An 18,719-nucleotide genomic window follows, 5' to 3' on the forward strand; every position below is an offset into this window, starting at 1 on the left:
ATTTGTTCTCGTGCCGGGATCAAGGTGATACGTGGCCTGTAGAATTTTTGGTCATGCGCAGGTAGTCGAAGACCAATCGGATGTTGCGGTTGAGGTGGCGCATTTTTTCGGAAATGCTGGTTTTGCCGTCGGAGAAGTGGTGCAGGATTCCGACGGCAAAGCGGCGCAGGCGTGACATGTTCTCGGGTCCGTAACCAGTCCGAATACGGCTACGGTCCTCGTCGTAGTTCCAGTCGATGACGTAGTGACAGCGGTTCTCTATCGACCAATGGCCGCGATTGATGGCGAGGATTTGCTGTGGGCTGGCCTGTTCTGGAGGGCGACTGGTGATCCCGAGAGCGATTTCGTGCGTCCGCTTGCCGCTCTTCTTGTGCAGCACTTCGCGCTCGATCAAGAACACCTGGCCGACATACGGGAAGTCGAGATAGGCGTTGAGGGCATTGCTGCACCAAATACGCCGAGTCTCGATCCGACCATGGTCAGGTGGCGAAACCGCCACGAAGTCTGCCCCCTTCCGATCCTGGAAGAGGAGCGCGATATCGGCTTGCAGTGTTGGCTGATTGCCTTTGACCGTGAAGTGATAGTGCGCCTTGCGCTCCACCAGGTAGGTCGCCAGCTTGCGCTGTGTCAGTAGCGCGTCGGCGGTGATGTCCTTGCCCTGAATATCGATCGCATCGAGCAGGGGTATGAACATCCCGATTTCATTGGTCTGCTTGAGCTCGTCCCCGCCATTTACGGGCAAGGTGCCGACTTTTTTTGGGTGTGACACACGCCGGTCTGATGCCCGACCACGCTCATGATGTGTGCTTGCTGACCGTGCTCGTCATGGGCATTGCGCATGGTCTTGCCGTCGACCGCCAGACTGGGGTCGTCTTGAGCATAGGCCTTGTTCCACTGCTGACACGCTTGATCGAGCGCCATGGGATCGACACGGATCAGGACGTCACGAATGATGAACTCGCTGGGTACGCGGTAAACGCCCTTCTCGCGACGACAGCGGAAACGCTCGCGTGCTTTCGGTGTGAGGTCTTTGGCCCACCCGGCGATGGCTTTGTAGCCCCGCATTCCGCACAAGACCGCCGCCGTGGCGATGGCCAGAACGGCAGGAAGGGGGTGACGCCTTCCTTGCGCGCGCCGCGGGTCGGCGATGCCGGCAAAGAAATCGGGAAGCGTGCGCATCTGTTCGGCGGTGAGCATCATCCTGGGCGCTCCTGTGCGATAGCGGGGGTTGAGTATCGAGCGGGAAAGTTGGCCGCGAGCGTCCGCCTGCAAGGGGCGAACAAAGACAACTTTGGGCGACGTCGGGTGGGCGCTGTAGCCTTCTCGGGTGCGGCGAAAGCCTTGCGTCAGCCCCAGAGGCGTCCAGTTCGCGGCGCGATAGACGGTCCCCTGGAAGCGCGAGGGGTCCACAAAGGTCTCCAGCAGTAACAGCGGCTTCCCGAAATGCGCCTGCCAATCCTCGGCGACCCGTCGCTCGCACAGCGAGAGCACCTTGGAGCCGAGATTGGGGTAATGCCAATCGGGAAGGATCAGAAAGCGACTGTTGTTGGCGACCAGGCCCAAGCGATCGTACTGATGCCGATAGTCCCAGCCGATCCAGCGGTCACGAACGCCGCATTTCCAGGCCGCCGCAGAGAAACTCAGCAGGGCCGTCCACTTTTCGCCGTAGGTGGCCACGTACCAAAGCGTGTGCCCGATCTTCGCCAGGTCGCCCAGGTAGTGATGCTCTGCCATCAACTCCCGATAGCGAGCCTCTTCGCTCTTGCCCACCAAGCGAACACGCAATGCACCAAGAACGCTTTCCATGCGCCATTTATACGGACTTCCGGCGCAGATGTCCAGGGGGAAGAACTAACTGCTTGATTGCCCGTGCGTTGCCTGAGAGGACAAATCCACCCTGGCACTCGCACCGGTCTGCCTGGAAGTCGTTCGCGACGCGGCGTTGGTGGCGCAGTGGGATGCGCTGGTGGCGCGCTGGCACCCACTGGGTTTCCAGGGGGCCTTCGGCTACCGCCTGCGCTACTTCATCACGGCGGGCGACCGGCGGCTCGGCAGCGTCCTGCTGGCCGGCGCTGCCCGCGCGGTCGCCGTGCGCGACCGCTGGATCGGCTGGACGGCCCAGGCCCGCCGCGAGAACCTGGCGCGGGTGGTGAACAACAGCCGCTTCCTGATCTTTCCCCACGTCCGGGTGCCGCATCTGGCCAGTCATGTGCTCGGACAACTCGCGCGCCGCGCACGCGCGGACTGGCTCGATCACTGGGGCTTCGAGCCCCTGTTGCTGGAGACTTTCGTCGATCCTCGTCACTATACCGGCACCTGTTACCGCGCGGCCGGTTGGCAGTTGCTCGGGGCAACCAGCGGGCGCGGGCTGGCCCGCCCCGGCCAGTCGTATCGCAGCACGCCCCGCCAGGTGTGGCTCAAACCGCTGAGCGCCGATTGTCGCGACCGGCTGTGTGCCGCCCCTGGGAGCTCCCGGCCATGAGCAAACCCTGCCGTCGCCCGACACGCGCTGCCCTCAAGGAGCTGCGCTCAGAGAAGAAACGGCAGGAAAAGGCACTGAACGCGAAACGGCGCGCGAGTGGACAAGTCCTCCACTCCCCCACTTCTCTGCCCAACCGATGCTCAGCCTTCGCGACCGTCGGCGAGGAAAGGGAGGCCCGCGAGGACGCCGTGAGCAAAAAGACGCGTCTCCTGCGCAAAGAGCTACCCGCCTTGCTCGAGCAACTGGAACAAATTCCCGACCCGAGAGACCCCAGGAAGCGCCGCCACAAGCTGACCGCGCTGCTGCTTTACGGTCTGCTGATGTTCGTCTTTCAGTTCTCCTCTCGGCGCGAGACCAACCGCGAAATATCCCGTCCCCAGTTCATGGCCAACCTCCACCTGCTGTTCCCGGAGATCGAGACCCTGCCACACGCCGACACCCTGTTTCGGCTGCTGCGCGACATCGACCTTGACCACCTTGAGCAGGCCCACGTCGATCTGGTGAAGCGGCTGATCCGCGGCAAGAGCTTCCGCCGCTATCTGATCAACCACTGCTACCCCATCGCCATCGACGGCTCGCAGAAGGTCGCCGGCGACACCCTCTGGGCGGAGGAACTCCTCCAGCGCACCGTCGGCAAGGAGGAAACCCGCCACACCCAGTACTTCGTCTACGTCCTCGAGGCCAGCCTGGCTTTCCACAACGGCCTGGTCGTCCCACTGCTCAGCGAGTTCCTCGAACACGCGCTGGGCGATACCGAAGCGCAAAAGCAGGACTGCGAGCTGCGCGGCTTTGTGCGCTTGAGCGACCGGCTCAAGACGCTGTTCCCCCGCCTGCCGATCCTGCTCCTGCTCGACGGCCTTTACGCCAACGGGCCGGTGATGCAGCGCTGCTTGCGCGCCCACTGGCAGTTCATGATCGTGCTTAAGGACAAGGATTTGTCCACGGTCTGGCAGGAGTTCCGCGCACTCCACGCCCTGAAGCCACAAGCCGTGCAGCGCGCTTGGGGAAGGCGCCGACAACACTTCAGCTGGGTCAACGACATCGACTACGCCTTCGCGGCCAACGGGCGTCAGCGTCTCAAGCTGAACCTGGTGGTCTGTGAGGAAAGCTGGGAAAAGATCGATGAACAGGCCAGGACCGTCACCGAAACATCGCGCCACGCCTGGCTCTCCAGCCAACCGCTCAGACAAGACAATGTCCATGAGCGCTGCAACCTCGGTGCCCGCCACCGTTGGGGCATCGAAGCGGGCTTCCTCGTCGAAAAACATCAGGGCTACCACTACGAGCATGCCTTTGCCCTCGACTGGAATGCCATGAAAGGCTATCACCTCCTCATGCGCCTGGCGCATGTGTTCAATACCCTGGCACGTTTCACCCGGCAGTTACGCAACCTCTATCAAGAACTCGGTGTGCGCGGCGCCATCGCCTTCATCCGTAATTCCTGTGCTGCGCCCTGGCTTGACCCAGCACGCCTGCGTCTGCTTCTCGCCGAACCGTTCCTGCTGCAACTCGAATAACCTTGCCCAGGCCTGCCCAACACATCTTCCCAAGCGCGGCGCACCCCGCGCCGGGAAAGGCTCGCCTGGCGATCGTAACGGAGCTCCCTCGACCTCTCCTGTCCCACTGACTGAACACCAAACCCCCGCGCCGCAAGCGCTCCCTTGCCGCTAGCCAACCCCCATCTGGCCGCCTCGGCGGCGAAAGTGGGCGTAACCGGCAAGTGCTGTCGATTCGGGGAGGTCATGCGTCAGGGCTGATCGAAGGCAGCCAGGTTTTCGGATGTCGATCGACATCTGATAGAATTGTCCCGAGTGCACGAGCACATCAGCTAGCAATCCATTTCCAGGGGGTGACATGGAGGTCAAAGAAGTTCTGCAGGTCAAAGATTCTGCGCTGTTCGCCGTACATCCCGATTCGCCGCTTTCCGACGCGGTGATCATGATGTCGGACAACGACATCGGCTCGGTGATCGTCATGGAAGACGGCAAACTGGCGGGGATGCTGACCTTCCGCGAGGTGCTCTCAATCCTCGCCAAGCGCCAGACCGAACGGTGTGTCGGACCGACACCGCCGATTGCCGAGATCCTGGTGCTTGAGGCGATGCACCGCAATCCGCCCACCGTCGAGCCCAATATGGACGTTGACGAGCTGCGGCGCCTGATGGTCGACAGCCACACGCGTTACGTGCCTGTCATGGAGGGCGACACAATCATCGGTATCGTCTCGTTTCACGACGTCGCCAAGGCGGTTCTCGAGGAGCGAAACCTGGAAAACAAGCTCCTGAAGGCCTACATCAAGGACTGGCCGGCCCCCTGAGCGCAGCGGATCGCCAGGCGACTGACGCGCAACGGCTTTCCGCGCTGCGTGTTCAGCCCTGGTCAACCGCGAACAGGCGCCGATGTTCCCGAATTGCGTAGCGGTCGGTCATCCCGGCGATATAGTCGGCAACCCGGCGCGCCTGGTCACCGTCACCGGTGATCTGATACTGCGGCGGTAGCAGGCGCGGCTCGCCGGTAAACGCGGCAAACAGATCGCCGATGATCCGCCGCGCCTTGCTGGCCATCCGCAAGACCTGATAGTGTTGATAGAGCTGTGTTCGCAAGAAGCGCTTGAGCTGCCTCTGCTCGGCAAACGCTTCTGCCGAGAAAGCAACCAGCGGCGGTCCGAGTCTCGCCTCGGCGAGACTCGCTGGCGCCTGCCGCGCAATATTGCCGGCGCTGGTTTCGATCAGATCGCAAACCAGCGTATTGATCAGGCGGCGAATCGTCTCGTGGATCAAACGCCGCCCACCAAGCCCAGGATGGGCGCGCCTGACGGCGGCGATGTGCCGGGCAAACACTTCGACGTCCTGGAGTTGCTCGAGGCTGATCAATCCCGAGCGCAAGCCGTCATCGACGTCGTGGTTGTTGTAGGCGATTTCGTCGGCAAGATTGCAGATCTGGGCTTCCAGCGAAGGCTGCGCCCGGCTGAGGAAACGCTCGCCCAGGTCGCCAAGCTGACGGGCGTTCTCCGGAGAGCAGTGCTTGATGATCCCTTCACGAGTCTCGAAACAGAGATTCAGGCCATCGAAAGCGGCGTAGCGCTCCTCCAGCAAATCGACCGTCCGCAGGCTTTGCAGATTGTGCTCGAAGCCGCCGTCCTGGCGCATGCAATCGTTGAGCGCGTCCTGCCCGGCGTGGCCAAAGGGCGTATGTCCGAGGTCGTGCGCCAGCGAAATCGCTTCCGCCAGGTCTTCGTTGAGTTGTAGTGCGCGCGCCGTGCCGCGAGCGATCTGAGCGACTTCCAGGCTGTGCGTCAGGCGCGTGCGGAACAGGTCGCCTTCGTGATTGACGAACACCTGGGTCTTGTATTCGAGACGCCTGAAGGCCGTCGAATGGACGATGCGATCGCGGTCGCGCTGGAATTCGCTGCGGTGGCTGCGCTGCGAAGGCTCACCGTCGGGATGCTGGCGACCGCGGCTGTTGGCCGCCGTCACGGCGTACGGAGCAAGTTCAGGCATCGGCCGTACGGGCGCTGATCGCCCGCCGAACGTCGGCCAGCGGCGCCGCATCGCTGAGCACCGCCTGGCCGATACCGCGCAGGAGAACGAAGCGAAGATGACCGCCCTGGACCTTCTTGTCGTTCTGCATCAGATCGAGATAACGGTCGACGTCGAGCGTCGGCCCGAGCACCGGCAGCCCCGCTCGTTGGAAAAGCCGTTCGACACGGCTGAGGTCGGCCGCTTTGATCCAACCGAGCTGGCAGGAGAGTTGTGCCGCCATCATGGTACCGACGGCGACCGCCTCGCCGTGCAACCACTCGCCATAACCGATGCCGGTTTCAATCGCATGCCCAAAGGTGTGGCCAAGGTTGAGCAAAGCTCGTTCACCACTCTCGCGTTCGTCGGCGGCGACCACTTCTGCCTTGTTCTGGCACGACCGGCAGATCGCCTCGGCGAGCGGCAGCGCGTCGCGCGACAAGACGTTCTCGAGCTGCTCCTCCAGCCACTCGAAAAACGCCGGGTCCCTGATCAGCCCGTACTTGATGACCTCTGCGAGGCCGGCGCGAAACTCACGATCGGACAAGGTATTCAGGGTGTCGGTATCGGCCAGCACCAGCCGGGGCTGGTGGAAGGCGCCGATCATGTTCTTGCCGAGCGGGTGATTGATCGCCGTCTTGCCGCCGACCGACGAATCGACCTGCGCGAGCAAGGTCGTGGGAACCTGGATCAGCGGCATGCCGCGCTGAAAGCAGGCGGCCGCGAAGCCGGTCATGTCGCCGACGACGCCACCGCCCAGCGCCAGTAGCGTCGTCGAGCGCTCGCAGCGACGCTGCAACAGGTGGTCGAAAATGGTGTTCAGCGTTGGCCAGTCCTTGAAACGTTCGCCATCGGGGAGAACGATCTCGACGACGTCGATCCCGGCCCGGCGCAAGGGCTCGGCCAGACGATCGAGGTACAGCGGCGCAACCGTGCTGTTGCTGACGATCGCCACTTTCGGCTGCGCCAGGTACGGCAAGAGCAAGTCGGCCCGGTCGACCAAAGCGCGTCCCACGTGGATCGGATAGGAGCGTGGCCCGAGGGAAACGGTCAGTGTTTTCATGATTTTCGCATTTCCTTGAGCAGCAATTGGAACACCGACTGGGCGGTAATTCGGCCACCGCTGACGACCAGGTCGGCAATGCTTCGATACAGTGGATCGCGCTGCGTGTGCAGTTCAGCCAGCTTGCGTCGCGGGTCACTGACCTGCAGGAGGGGCCGATTCTTGTCGTGCCGAGTGCGCTCACAAAGCGTCTTCAGTGGCACGTCGAGGTAGATCACGAAACCGCTGGCTTGCAAATTCTCGCGGTTCTCCGGTCGCAGGACGGCGCCACCGCCGGTGGCCACGACCTGGCCGCGCATCCGGGCCAGGTCGGCGATGACTTGCGCCTCACGCCTGCGGAAACCCTCCTCACCTTCGATCTCGAAAATCGTCGGCAGGCTAACGCCCGTGCGAGCCTCGATTTCGTGGTCGGAATCGACAAAAACATAAGCCAGGCGTTTGGCCAAGGCCCTGGCGAGCGTCGTCTTTCCGGCGCCCATCAAGCCAACCAGGTAGACGTTCCGTTTATCGTCCGCGATGCTCACCGGCCTATTCTATCGCATGCTCAATGAGAGCCGAATCGGGGCACGAAAAAAGCCGGCTCGTCGCCGGCCTCTTCGCGACGGCCCGGTCAGCGCACCGATAGGTTCTCGGCAACGATCCTGGGAGTTATGAAGACCAGAAGCTCGGTCTTGTCGTCAATGATTTCCCGGTTCTTGAACAGGAAGCCGATGTAGGGGAGGTCCCCAAAGAACGGGATGCGGGTGGTGTTGTTACGCGTTTCCTGCGTGTAGATACCGCCGATCACCACGGTGCCACCGTTCTCGACCAGAACCTCGGTCTTGACGTGTTTGGTGTCGATGGCGACGCCAGCACCGGTAGAGAGACGGGTGTTCGGAGTGTCCTTGTTGACGTCCAGCTTCATCGCGATCTTGCCGTCCGGGGTGATCTGCGGCGTCACTTTCAACGACAGGTTGGCTTTCCGGAAGGAGACGCTGGTCGCGCCGGAACTGGTCGCCTGCTGATAAGGAATCTCGACGCCCTGCTCGATGATCGCTTCAACCTGGTTGGCGGTCATCACCCGCGGACTGGAGATGACCTTACCGCGACCATCGGCTTCGAGGGCGGTGATTTCAGCGGTGAGAAACTGCGTCAGCGCACTATTGAAGAGCAGGAAGGAAAGGCTGCCGGGAACGCCGGTGCGCGGCGTCGCCGGCAGGTTGACCGACGTGCCGCCCATGTCGAGGTTGCCGCTGATCGCCGTGCTGTCACCGCCGATCCTGACCGCGCCGTCGGGGAAGGTTTGCCGCCAACCGAGGCGCACGCCGAGGTTCTTCGCAAAACTGTCGCCCGCTTCGACGATGCGCGCCTCGATCATCACCTGCCGGGCGGCGATGTCGACCTTGGCGATCATCGCCCGAACTTCATCCAGACGGCTCGGGGTGTCCTTGACGAACAGGATGTTCGAGCGCTCCTCGACGACGGCGCTGCCGCGCTTGGAGAGCAAGGGCTGCTTGGGGTCGGCCAGGAGTCGCTGAATCGCGTCGGCCTTGATGTAATTCATCTGGAAGCTTTCGGTGACCAGAGGCTCGAGGTCACCAATCTGAATTCTCGACTCGAAATCAAGCTTTTCTTTGGTCGCGATTTCCTCGCGCGGCGCAATGAGAATGACGTTGCCATTCTTGCGCATGTCCAGGCCCTTCTGCTGCATGATGATGTCCAGCGCCTGATCCCACGGCACGTCCTTGAGAATCAGCGTGATCGCACCGCCGACGGAGTCGCTGACGACCATGTTCATGCCGGTAAACTCGCCGATCACCTGCAGTAGGCGACGGACGTCGACGTTCTGGAAGTTGAGCGACAGCTTCTCGCCCTGATAGCCGCCACGCGTACCCTGCACCAGTTTGTTGGGATTTTCGATGATCGGTTTGACTTCAATCACGAACTGTTTGTCGCTTTGATACGCGTTGTGCTCCCACAGCCCGTTCGGGGTGATCGTCATGCGCGCGTTGGCACCCTTTTGAACCGTATTCACGGTCAGCACCGGCGTCCCGAAGTCGGTCACGTCGAGCCGCTTGCGCAGTGCGCTGGGGACGCTCACGTTGGTAAAGTCGACCACCAGATTTGACCCTTGCTGGCGAATATCGATGCCGGCATTGGCGTCGCTCAGGTCGACGGTAATCCGTCCCTCGCCATCCTTGCCGCGTCGGAAGGCGATGTCGCGGATGCTGTTTTCGGTTGCTGCCGGCTGCGCTTTGGCGAAGTGCTCGACCACCGCCGCCTGGCCCTGCGTTGGTGCGCTCGGCACCAGCGCCAGCACGAGGCTCTTGCCGTCTATGGACGCCTCGTAGGTCATCGCCTTTTGCAGGTTGAGGACCAAGCGCGTGCGGTCTTCGGCCTGAACGATGTTGGCGCTCTTCAGATCGCCCTCGTTGAACGTCTGGCTGGTCTTGCCGAGGCCGTTGGTCGTATTCGCAAAATCGAAGGCTATGCGCGCTGGCTTGGCGACGCTGAAGGCTGGCGGCAAGGCGCGCAAGGGCTCCTTGAAGGTAAGCTTGACGTTGAGCACCTGCCCTTGCTGAACGACGTTCAGTGACTCAATCGAATTGGCCGCGACTTCCTGCGCGTTTGCCGTCGCCAGCACAGACAGCGCCGCGGCGACAAGGCCGAGCAAGTATTTTCCGATCTGCTTCATTTACTTCGCTCCCTTTTCCTGCAACAGCAGGTTGCTCGTCCTCTCCACCCAATCACCGGCGGAATCCTGGATAAGCTCTCGCAACGTCACCTCGGACTCGGAAATATCGACCACTACCCCGAAATTCTGCCCCATATAATTGCCCACCTTGATCTGGTACAAGGCACTTTCGGCCTGAATGATGGCATACGAAGCCTTCTTCCTGGTCATCACGCCGACGTATTTCAGCGATTCCAGGGGATAGAGCTCCAATGGTTCCTTCGGCCGATCGAGGTCTGGTCTGAAGCCACCGCCGCCCGTTTTTGCATCCGACCCGAGCTTGGCCGGCTTGAACGGGTCAAGCAGGTCGCCGACGTCGTAGGCCACCGGCTCGTAGGGTTCGACAACCGGCAGCGGCGGAATCTTGCCCTTGGCGTCCTGCGCCGCCGTGCTCATCCACTGCCGAACATCGTCATGGTCGCCACCAGCGCAGGCGACCAGAAACACGCTGGCAAGAAGTGCGGCAAGGAGTCTGCTCATTTCCTGCCACCCTTCTTCGCGGCTTCCTGGGCGGCCTTCTTTTTCGCCGCCAGCTCTTCCGTGTCCAGATAGCGGAAGGTCTTGGTTACCGCATCCATGACCAGCGTTCCGCCTTTGCCCTTGGCGTCGGCAACGATGGAAATGTTGTTCAGGGTGACGATTCTCGAGAGCTTGCCGATGTCGCCGGCGAAAGCACCGAAATCGTGGTAGGTGCCTGTCAAACGTACATTGATGGGCAGTTCGGCATAGAAATCCTTGACCTGTTCTCCACCGGGCTTGAACAGATCGAACTGCAAGCCGCGCCCCATCCCTGCCTGGTTGATTTCCACCAGCAAGGCTTCGACTTCGGATTTGTTGGGCAACTGCTTCAACAGGGCACCGAAGGAGCGATCGATTTCATCCAACTGCTGGACGTACAGGTCGAGATTGACCGCCTGCTTCTTCTTGGCGACGAACTGATCCTTGAGCTTCAGCTCTTCCTGCTGTTTGCTCGCCAGGGAATCGAGTTCGTCTGCCCAGACGAACCACCAACCAGCCGCCAAGATGAGCACAAACAAGCCGACCAGAACGGACACGCGGGGCGCCAAAGGCCAGGCGCCAGGATCCTGCGGATTGAGATTCTGGAAATCGCGGAGGATCTCCCTGAAATCGACCGACGGAAGAGCGGGTGTCTTCATTTCTGCCCCCCTTCGCCAGCTACAGCCCTCTTCAGAGAAGCGTTCATGCTGAATTCGTTGAGACGACGTTTGTCAACAATCACCGCCTTGATCTCTATCAAGCGAGGCTTTTCAAGCCACGGCGATGCTTCGATATTGCGCATTAGCGTCGATACCCGGGCGCTGGATTGCGCGTAGCCTATCAGACTGATGCTCTGCCCGACCTGTTTCAGCGAGCGTATGTATACCCCCTCGGGCATCTGCTTGGCCAGCTCGCTCAACAAGCGAACGGCTTCTGCCCGGTCGCGCTGCAAGGATTCGATGATTCGCTTGCGGGCCATCAAGGCGTCGCTTTGCTCCTTGAGCCGCTTGATCTGGTCAATCTGCTTGTCGAGGACGGCGATCTCCTGCTTGAGAAAGTCGTTCCTGCCGTCCTGGGTAGCGATATAGCCCGAAATCACCGAGTACACCAGGAAGACGATCAGCCCCGAAAGAACCGCGATCAGCCCCAACAATGCGTAGAACTGCTGCCGTCGCGCTCGCCGCTTCTCTTCACGGTGCGGCAGGAGGTTGATGCGTATCATTCGTCGAATCTCCGCAACGCCAGACCGCAGGCAACCATCAACGACGACGCGTCAGCCAGGAGCCTCTTTTCAACAAGGGCAACGCGATCGGAAAGCAGCATGTCCGCGAACGGATTGGCAATTATGGTGTTGATCTGCGTACGAGCGGCGACGACCTCGTCGGCGCCAGCGATGACCGCGCAGCCCCCGGCGAGAACGATGTGGTTGATCTGATTGAACTGCGTCGAGGTAAAGAAGAACTGCAGGGCTCGCGACAACTCCAGAGCCATCGCATCAAGAAAAGGCCGCAAGAGCTCGGATTGGTATTGTTCCGGCAGCGTGTTGCGGCGCTTTTCCGCCTCGGCCTCCTCGAAGGTCATCCCAAAAAGGCGAGCGGCATCCTGCGTCAGCTGGTTGCCTCCGAAAGCCTGCTCACGAACGTAAAGCTGCTGGCCATCGCGCAGGACGGTCAGGTTCATGACGTTGGCACCAACGTCGATGAGCGCAATGATCTGCCCCTTGCCGCCGTCAGCGAGCTGCTTTTCGATCAGTTCGAAAGCCGCCAGCACGGCGTAGGACTCGACGTCGAGGACCACCGGCTTGAGGCCAGCTGATTCCGCTACGGCGACACGATCCTCGACCTTTTCCTTGCGCGACGCCGCGATCAGCACCTCGATCTCGTCAGGTGACGACGGCACCGCCCCGACGACCTGAAAGTCAAGATTGACCTCTTCGAGAGCGAACGGTATGTACTGGTTGGCCTCCGACTCGACCAGCACTTCCAGTTCTTCGTCGCGCTGCCCGGCGGCAACGATAATCTTCTTGGTAATGACGTGCGACGCCGGCAGGGCGATGGCCACCTGCCTGGTGGCGGTCCCGAGCTTTTTCCACGCCCGCCTTACCGACTCCGCCGCCACCTCGAGGTTGACGATGTTGCCATCGGAAACAACGTCCCTCGGCAAGACCTCAATGGCGTAACGCTCGACGCGGTAAGCTCCCTTGGCGTCGCGGGCCAGCTCGACCATCTTGACCGACGACGAGCTGATATCGAGACCGATCAGGGAGCGCGCCTTGGGATTAAAGATCGAAAGATCAAGCTGCAAATCACCACCCCCGCCAAAAAACCCTTCAATAATTTATAGTTAGCGTACTTATAGACATTTTACTTTAGATGCTAGCAACAAGCTCCCAGCGTGTAAAGCAATTTCTCCAGCCTACTGCAACAGCCAGCACGCTACTCACCCGCCCGCTCAGCCCTCCCCCGAAATGCCTTTTTTCAATGACCGCCCATGTCCAGCATGACGCCGCCGCCAGGGTTCAGTGCCTAGGCTCGGCGATACCTGCGGGGCTGCGGCTGCCGAGGGAGCGGCGACAGCGTCGATCTTCGCGCCTTTTCGCAGCCGGACTAATATAATACCGGGATCTGACTCTCGTCCCGGATGCCGTTTTGTCTACCGCCCTCCGCTACTTGCTATATCCCGTCATTGTTGTGGTCGGCCTGGCCGCGATGGCCTTGGCCGTTATGGCCGTGGTCCTCAGCTTGGCCTACCCGAATCTGCCGTCGCTGGAGATTCTTACCGACTATCGACCCAAGATTCCGCTGCGGGTGTACACCGCGGACGGCTACCTGATGGGCGAGTTCGGCGAGGAGCGACGTGCGGTGGTGAGCATCGACGAGGTTCCAGCGATCATGAAACAGGCGATCCTGGCGGCCGAGGATGAGCGCTTCTATCAACATGGGGGGGTCGATACGCTTGGCATCCTGCGCGCACTGTACGCCAACGTGGTGGGCGGCGGCAAACGACAGGGCGCATCGACGATTACCCAGCAGGTGGCCAAAAACTTCTTTCTGTCATCGGAGAAGACCTATACGCGCAAGCTCTACGAAGCACTGCTGTCGTTCAAGATCGAGCACAATCTCAGCAAGGACCAGATTCTCGAACTGTATATCAACCAGATATTCCTCGGCCAACGGGCCTACGGTTTTGCCGCCGCGGCCCAGACCTATTTCGGCAAACCTCTCGCCGAGCTGACGATTGCCGAGGCAGCGATGCTTGCCGGGCTGCCGAAAGCGCCGTCAGCAGACAATCCGATAGCCAGGCCGAAGCGCGCCCGTCTGCGCCAGCAGTATGTCCTGCGACGAATGAACGAGCTGAAATTCATCACCGACGAACAATACGAGGCGGCGGTGGATCAGCAGCTGGTGATCAAACGAGAAGCCAGCGAGAAGCCGATCCATGCCGAGTACGTCAGCGAAATGGCGCGTCAGATTGCCGCCGAGCGCTTCCCCGAAGACGTTTATACCCGCGGCCTGCGGGTTTTCACGACGATCCTCAAGGACGACCAGGAGGCCGCCTACGCCAGCGTCCGAAAAGGCGTCCTGGATTATGACCGCCGGCACGGTTACCGAGGTGCCGAGGCTTACGTCGATCTCGGCGCGATCAAGTCCGAACAGGATGAGGCCCTGGAGGAACTGCTGCAGGACTTGCACGATGCCGAAGACCTGCATCCGGCGATCGTGCTGCAAGCCGACAGCCGCAAGATCCGCGCTTACCGTCGCGGAGGCGAAATCGTGACGCTCAGCGGTGACGGGCTGAAGTTCGCGGCACGCATGATCGACGACAAGGCGCCGGCCAACAAGCGCCTCCGCCGGGGCGCGATCATTCGCATCCAGGGCGATGAAGACAAGGGCTGGCGTATCGTCCAGCTACCCGAGGTCGAAGCGGCTTTCCTGGCCGCCGATCCGCGCGATGGTGCGATACGCGCACTGATCGGCGGTTTCGATTACAACCGCAGCAAATTCAACCACACCACGCAGGCGTGGCGGCAACCCGGGTCGAGTTTCAAGCCATTCATCTATTCTGCCGCCCTCGAAAGAGGCTTCACGCCGGCGTCGGTGGTCAACGACGAGCCGATCAGCTTCCCGGCGACGGTTACCGGCAGCCAGGCCTGGGAACCCAAGAACTATGACGGCAAGTACGAGGGACCGATGCGCATTCGCCGCGCTCTGGCGAGATCGAAGAACATGGTCTCGATCCGCCTCCTGCAGGCGAGCGGTGTACGCTTTGTCCAGGATTACGTCACCCGCTTTGGCTTTGACGCCGAAAAACATCCACCTTACCTGACGATGGCGCTCGGCGCTGGCTCGGTAACGCCCTGGCAGCTGGTCGCCGGCTATGCGGTCTTTGCCAACGGCGGCTACCTCGTCAGGCCCTACATCGTCAGCCAGATCCAGGACGACAAGAAGCAGGTCCTGGCGCAGGCAGCGCCGACCACCGCTGGCGATGAGCGCCTGCGCGTGATCGACCCCCGCAATGCTTACCTGATGGACAGCATGCTGCGCGACGTGACCATTTATGGCACCGGCGCCCGCGCCTCGGCGACCCTCAAACGCCGCGATCTGGCCGGCAAGACAGGAACCACCAATGACTACGTGGACGCCTGGTTTTGCGGCTACCAGCAGACCGTCGTCGGCTGCTCGTGGATTGGCTACGATCAGCCGCGCAATCTCGGCAAGGGCGAGACCGGCGGCTCGGCGGCGCTGCCGACGTGGATTGGCTATATGGGTAAGGCTCTGCAGGGCGTCCCGGAGTCATTCCTGCCGACTCCCGACGGCATCGTCTCGGTGGCCATTCCGAACCACGGCAAGGGCCCTGCGCTGGAACTGTTCTACAAGGAAAACGCGCCGGCCGAAATGGAGCCCGAGCCGCCCGTCGACGACAGCATCCCGGCTCAGGACTGAACTCGCGTAGCGGCGCTTCAAGCCGCTACGCGTACGCACACCTGCCGTCTACTGGCTGGGGTAAGGGGTGGCGCCACGATCTTCACCGCTGCCCGGCACGCTCGCGCTCGAGTTTCGTACGAGCAGACTTGCGCGCCAGGGGCGATCGAGACGGCGTGCTAAACTCCGCCATCAGAACTTCCCGCTGCAACTCCCCCTGAGAATGCCCTCCGCAAGCCCCCCGCCTGCTTCCTCATTGCGCATCTACTTCCGGCTGCTCGGCTATCTGAGGCCGTTTGTCGGCATGTTCGCGATCAGCCTGCTCGGCTACATGATCTTCGCCTCGTCACAACCGATGATGGCCGGGATTCTCAAGTACTTCGTCGACGAACTGAATGAACCGACCAGCGTCACTCGGCAGGCGACGCCGCTGACCGGCGACCTGGAAGTGGTCTACGGCGTGCCGCTGCTGCTGATCGTCGTCATCAGCTGGCAGGGAATCGGCTCCTTCCTCGGCAACTACTACCTGGCCAGGGTCTCGCTGGGATTGATCAACGACCTCCGACGGGCGCTCTTCGACAGCCTGCTGCACCTGCCAAACGGCTATTTCGACCAGCACAACTCGGGGCATCTGATCTCGCGCATCACCTACAACGTGACGATGGTCACGGGTGCCGCGACCGATGCCATCAAGGTGGTGATTCGCGAAGGACTGTCGGTCATCTTCCTGTTCGCCTATCTGCTGTGGATGAACTGGCGACTGACGCTGGTGATGGTCGCCATCCTGCCGATCATCGGCCTGATGGTGACTCGCGCCAGCCGCAAGTTTCGCCGCCAGAGCCAGAAAATACAGGCGACCATGGGCGACCTGACGCACGTCGCCTCGGAAACCATCCAGGGCTACCGGGTGGTGCGCAGTTTCGGTGGCGAAAACTACGAATCGGCACGCTTCGCGGCGGCCAGCGCGGAAAACACCGCCCGGCAGCTGCGCATGGTCAAGACCAGCGCCACCTACACGCCGGCACTGCAGTTGGTCACCTTCAGCGCGATGGCCGCCGTGCTGGCGCTGGTCCTGCTGCTGCGCGGCGATGCGTCGGCCGGCGATCTGGTCGCCTACATCACCGCCGCCGGCATGTTGCCAAAACCCATTCGCCAGCTTTCGGAAGTCAGCGCGACGATTCAGAAAGGCCTGGCCGGCGCCGAGAGCATCTTTTCGCAGCTTGACGAGCCATCGGAACCCGACCTCGGCACCGTCGAGATCGATCGCGTCAGCGGCCATCTGCAAGTCAGGGATCTCAGCTTTACCTACCCCGGCAGCTCGCAGCAGGTGCTCGACCAGGTCAGCTTCACCATCGAACCCGGGCAACTGGTGGCGCTGGTCGGGCGCTCGGGAAGCGGCAAGTCGACCTTGGCCAGTCTGATCCCACGCTTCTACCATCATGATGCCGGCCAGATTCTGCTCGACGGCGTCGACGTCGAGCAGTTCACCTTGCGCAACCTGCGCCGCCACATGGCGCTGGTCACCCAACAGGTGCTGCTATTTAATGACACCGTCGCCAGCAATATTGCCTACGGCGACCTGTCCGGCGCGCCACGCGTGGCGATCGAAGCCGCCGCCGAAGCCGCCTTTGCCAGCGAATTCATCAACCGCCTGCCCGAGGGCTTCGCGACCATGGTCGGAGAAAACGGCGTGATGCTGTCCGGCGGCCAAAGGCAACGGCTGGCGATTGCCCGCGCCTTGCTAAAGGACGCGCCGATCCTGATTCTCGACGAAGCCACTTCGGCGCTCGACAGCGAATCCGAACGGCACATCCAGAGCGCGCTCGACCAGGTAATGAGCGGGCGGACAACGCTGGTCATCGCCCACCGCTTGTCAACGATCGAAAAAGCCGACCAGATCCTAGTCATGGAACACGGCCGCATTGTCGAACGCGGCAAGCACGCCGAACTACTGGCCAGCGACGGCCACTACGCACGCCTGCATGCCATGCAGTTCAGCGAGCAGGCGAACGCCGACACGGGCGCCTGAAGCACCGCCGCGGCCGGCAAAACCGCCGCGTTGCGGCGCCCGTTCAAGCCGCCGGCAACTGCCGCGCCAGCCAACGGTGCAGCACACAGTCGGACGGCCAGTTACGCAACAGGCGGGCGCGATCACGCCGCCAGGCACGGGCATAGGACGCGGCGCTGCGATGTTGGGCGACGGCGTCCAGATCGATCAGTTGAACGTGTTCGCCGTCCCACAGCAAGTTGGTCGCCTTGAGGTCGCCGTGACTGATTCGCTGTTGACGCAACGACGCGAACAGCGCCAGCAGCGCTCGCGCCTCGTCGCCGGGTGGCTCGCAGTCGGCCGACAGATGGCGCAGCAGGTTCTCGCCGTGGCAATACTCGCTGATCAACCAGGCGCGCCGCCGCAACGGCCCGAAGCGTTCTTCGATCAGCGCCAGCGGCGCCGGTGTGGGGATGGCGAAAAAACGCAGCAGATGCGCCGCACGCCAGGAATGCCAGGCGCGGCTTGGGCGCCACAGACGACCCAGAGCGTGCCGTAGATTCTTCAGGTTGTAGCGCTTGATCAGCAAGGCGCGCTGATTGACGACGACGCGCGCGACGGTGCTGGTGCCGCCGTCCTTGAGCACCTCGCCGGCGCTGATCGCGCTATCTGGCGACGCCAGCAAGGGCGCCAGCACATCGGCTTGGCCGCGCAGGACGGTGCTGAACCGGCTGCCGCTACGCTCGACGGCAAACAAGCTGCAGTCGCGAACGCTCTTGGCCAGAAAATCCCGCAAGCGCCAGGCGCGCACCTTCTCGATCGGCGCCCTCAAGGCCGCCACGTCCGGCGCGTGTTGCCCGCTGCCAGCGCCATAGGCGGCCAGTAGCGTCGGCAGCAGCCCATCGCGGTCGGGCGGCAACTGCGCCAGCAGCACCGCCAGGTTGCTGCTGGCCGCCGCCCACGGCAAGCGGACGCCGCGACTGACGACGCGCACGGCATCGCCGTCGATGACGAACAGTTGGCCGTCGTGGCGCAGGAAATTGCCGAGATGGAGGTCATCGTGCACCAGGCCGGCGGCGTGCAGGCGGCCGAGCATGGCTACTGCCGGAGCCAGCAGCGCCAGCGCATCGGCGGCGTCCGGCGACCGCCGCGACAAACGCTCCCAGGATTCGGCGAGGCTCTCGGCGGGCTCCAGAAAGGCCGTCAGCAGCGCGTAGCCACCGCCGGCCAGCGCCGTCGCGGCGAACACTTCCGGAGTCGGCAGCGCCGCCAGGCGAAGCGCCGCCAGCCCGGCGACTTCCTGCTGCCAATGCCTGGCGCAGCGAGCCCCGACAAACAACTTGGCGAGGACCCGGCGGCCATCGATCTCGGCGTCGCCGACCACTCGCTTGCCCGGCAAGACGCGCAACAGGCGCTGCATGTGCAGCCGCCGACCATCAGCCAGATCGATGCAGAACGGCAAGCACGGCTGGCGGCCAGCCGCACGCAGCGTTTGCGCAACGATCGCTTGAGGCACCCTCATCGTCGCCATCAGCGA

Annotated in this window: 16 protein-coding genes; 5 read left to right on the forward strand and 11 right to left on the reverse strand. The window is 62.3% G+C overall.

Annotated features, from left to right (window positions below):
• Positions 1–19: 19 nt before the first annotated feature.
• Together QZ656_RS05830 and QZ656_RS05835 are read right to left on the reverse strand one after the other, a co-directional pair.
• Positions 20–769 carry an ISAs1 family transposase gene (locus QZ656_RS05830; RefSeq protein WP_291991589.1) on the reverse strand — a complete coding sequence of 250 codons (750 nt, stop codon included), beginning with the start codon at positions 767–769 and terminating at the stop codon, positions 20–22.
• Positions 733–1,806 (reverse strand): Druantia anti-phage system protein DruA, encoded by a 1,074-nt coding sequence (locus QZ656_RS05835; protein WP_291991588.1) that lies wholly within the window; start codon positions 1,804–1,806, stop codon positions 733–735. The genes QZ656_RS05830 and QZ656_RS05835 overlap by 37 nt, the downstream gene beginning before the upstream one ends.
• 139 nt (positions 1,807–1,945) lie before the next feature.
• Here QZ656_RS05835 and QZ656_RS05840 point away from each other — a divergent pair, with 139 nt between their 5' ends.
• The 3 genes from QZ656_RS05840 to QZ656_RS05850 all read left to right on the forward strand — a co-directional run bounded on the left by QZ656_RS05840 (position 1,946) and on the right by QZ656_RS05850 (position 4,798).
• Entirely contained in the window at positions 1,946–2,482 is a 537-nt protein-coding gene (locus QZ656_RS05840; RefSeq protein ID WP_366522111.1) for a Druantia anti-phage system protein DruA, read from the forward strand.
• Positions 2,479–3,999, forward strand: a complete 1,521-nt coding sequence (locus QZ656_RS05845) for a transposase family protein (RefSeq protein ID WP_291991619.1) — start codon at positions 2,479–2,481, stop codon at positions 3,997–3,999. The genes QZ656_RS05840 and QZ656_RS05845 overlap by 4 nt, the downstream gene beginning before the upstream one ends.
• Positions 4,000–4,336: 337 nt before the next feature.
• The gene (locus QZ656_RS05850) at positions 4,337–4,798 is read left to right on the forward strand and encodes a CBS domain-containing protein (protein WP_291992501.1); all 462 of its coding nucleotides are present in this window, start codon (positions 4,337–4,339) and stop codon (positions 4,796–4,798) included.
• A gap of 52 nt (positions 4,799–4,850) precedes the next feature.
• Here the strand turns inward: QZ656_RS05850 and QZ656_RS05855 are convergent, their stop codons facing one another.
• The 8 genes from QZ656_RS05855 to QZ656_RS05890 form a co-directional block, all read right to left on the reverse strand.
• Positions 4,851–5,981: a deoxyguanosinetriphosphate triphosphohydrolase gene (locus QZ656_RS05855; RefSeq protein WP_291992502.1), complete on the reverse strand. Its 1,131-nt coding sequence runs from the start codon at positions 5,979–5,981 to the stop codon at positions 4,851–4,853.
• Positions 5,974–7,062 carry a 3-dehydroquinate synthase gene (aroB, locus tag QZ656_RS05860; protein ID WP_291992503.1) on the reverse strand — a complete coding sequence of 363 codons (1,089 nt, stop codon included), beginning with the start codon at positions 7,060–7,062 and terminating at the stop codon, positions 5,974–5,976. The genes QZ656_RS05855 and aroB overlap by 8 nt, the downstream gene beginning before the upstream one ends.
• The gene (locus QZ656_RS05865) at positions 7,059–7,586 is read right to left on the reverse strand and encodes a shikimate kinase (RefSeq protein ID WP_291992504.1); all 528 of its coding nucleotides are present in this window, start codon (positions 7,584–7,586) and stop codon (positions 7,059–7,061) included. The genes aroB and QZ656_RS05865 overlap by 4 nt, the downstream gene beginning before the upstream one ends.
• Positions 7,587–7,672: 86 nt before the next feature.
• Positions 7,673–9,736, reverse strand: a complete 2,064-nt coding sequence (gene pilQ / locus QZ656_RS05870; RefSeq protein ID WP_291992505.1) for a type IV pilus secretin family protein — start codon at positions 9,734–9,736, stop codon at positions 7,673–7,675.
• Positions 9,737–10,255: a pilus assembly protein PilP gene (locus tag QZ656_RS05875; RefSeq protein ID WP_291992506.1), complete on the reverse strand. Its 519-nt coding sequence runs from the start codon at positions 10,253–10,255 to the stop codon at positions 9,737–9,739.
• A complete protein-coding gene (gene pilO / locus QZ656_RS05880) occupies positions 10,252–10,932 on the reverse strand; it encodes a type 4a pilus biogenesis protein PilO (protein WP_291992507.1) in 681 nt (226 codons plus the stop codon). The genes QZ656_RS05875 and pilO overlap by 4 nt, the downstream gene beginning before the upstream one ends.
• Positions 10,929–11,495: a PilN domain-containing protein gene (locus tag QZ656_RS05885; RefSeq protein ID WP_291992508.1), complete on the reverse strand. Its 567-nt coding sequence runs from the start codon at positions 11,493–11,495 to the stop codon at positions 10,929–10,931. Before QZ656_RS05885 ends, pilO begins: the two co-directional genes overlap by 4 nt.
• Entirely contained in the window at positions 11,492–12,577 is a 1,086-nt protein-coding gene (locus QZ656_RS05890; RefSeq protein ID WP_291992509.1) for a pilus assembly protein PilM, read from the reverse strand. The genes QZ656_RS05885 and QZ656_RS05890 overlap by 4 nt, the downstream gene beginning before the upstream one ends.
• 404 nt (positions 12,578–12,981) lie before the next feature.
• On the opposite strand from QZ656_RS05890, the gene QZ656_RS05895 reads away from it, so the two are divergent.
• Positions 12,982–15,216: a penicillin-binding protein 1A gene (locus tag QZ656_RS05895; protein WP_291992510.1), complete on the forward strand. Its 2,235-nt coding sequence runs from the start codon at positions 12,982–12,984 to the stop codon at positions 15,214–15,216.
• 202 nt (positions 15,217–15,418) lie between these two features.
• Positions 15,419–17,224 (forward strand): lipid A export permease/ATP-binding protein MsbA, encoded by a 1,806-nt coding sequence (msbA, locus tag QZ656_RS05900; protein ID WP_291992511.1) that lies wholly within the window; start codon positions 15,419–15,421, stop codon positions 17,222–17,224.
• A gap of 43 nt (positions 17,225–17,267) precedes the next feature.
• On the opposite strand, the gene QZ656_RS05905 is transcribed toward msbA, so the two are convergent.
• Complete coding sequence (locus QZ656_RS05905) at positions 17,268–18,698, reverse strand: lipopolysaccharide kinase InaA family protein (protein WP_291992512.1); 1,431 nt, start codon at positions 18,696–18,698, stop codon at positions 17,268–17,270.
• Positions 18,699–18,719 lie beyond the last annotated feature (21 nt).

It is taken from the genome of Candidatus Accumulibacter sp. ACC003, from assembly GCF_907163085.1.
GTDB lineage: Bacteria > Pseudomonadota > Gammaproteobacteria > Burkholderiales > Rhodocyclaceae > Accumulibacter.

Bases quoted from the DNA above. Each gene is read 5' to 3' on its own strand.
- QZ656_RS05885 (WP_291992508.1), bottom strand. From the start codon at position 11,495: ATGATACGCATCAACCTCCTGCCGCACCGTGAAGAGAAGCGGCGAGCG.
- QZ656_RS05845 (WP_291991619.1), top strand. From the start codon at position 2,479: ATGAGCAAACCCTGCCGTCGCCCGACACGCGCTGCCCTCAAGGAGCTG.
- QZ656_RS05850 (WP_291992501.1), top strand. From the start codon at position 4,337: ATGGAGGTCAAAGAAGTTCTGCAGGTCAAAGATTCTGCGCTGTTCGCC.
- msbA (WP_291992511.1), top strand. From the start codon at position 15,419: ATGCCCTCCGCAAGCCCCCCGCCTGCTTCCTCATTGCGCATCTACTTC.
- aroB (WP_291992503.1), bottom strand. From the start codon at position 7,062: ATGAAAACACTGACCGTTTCCCTCGGGCCACGCTCCTATCCGATCCAC.
- QZ656_RS05895 (WP_291992510.1), top strand. From the start codon at position 12,982: ATGGCCTTGGCCGTTATGGCCGTGGTCCTCAGCTTGGCCTACCCGAAT.
- QZ656_RS05855 (WP_291992502.1), bottom strand. From the start codon at position 5,981: ATGCCTGAACTTGCTCCGTACGCCGTGACGGCGGCCAACAGCCGCGGT.
- QZ656_RS05875 (WP_291992506.1), bottom strand. From the start codon at position 10,255: ATGAGCAGACTCCTTGCCGCACTTCTTGCCAGCGTGTTTCTGGTCGCC.
- pilO (WP_291992507.1), bottom strand. From the start codon at position 10,932: ATGAAGACACCCGCTCTTCCGTCGGTCGATTTCAGGGAGATCCTCCGC.
- QZ656_RS05835 (WP_291991588.1), bottom strand. From the start codon at position 1,806: ATGGAAAGCGTTCTTGGTGCATTGCGTGTTCGCTTGGTGGGCAAGAGC.
- pilQ (WP_291992505.1), bottom strand. From the start codon at position 9,736: ATGAAGCAGATCGGAAAATACTTGCTCGGCCTTGTCGCCGCGGCGCTG.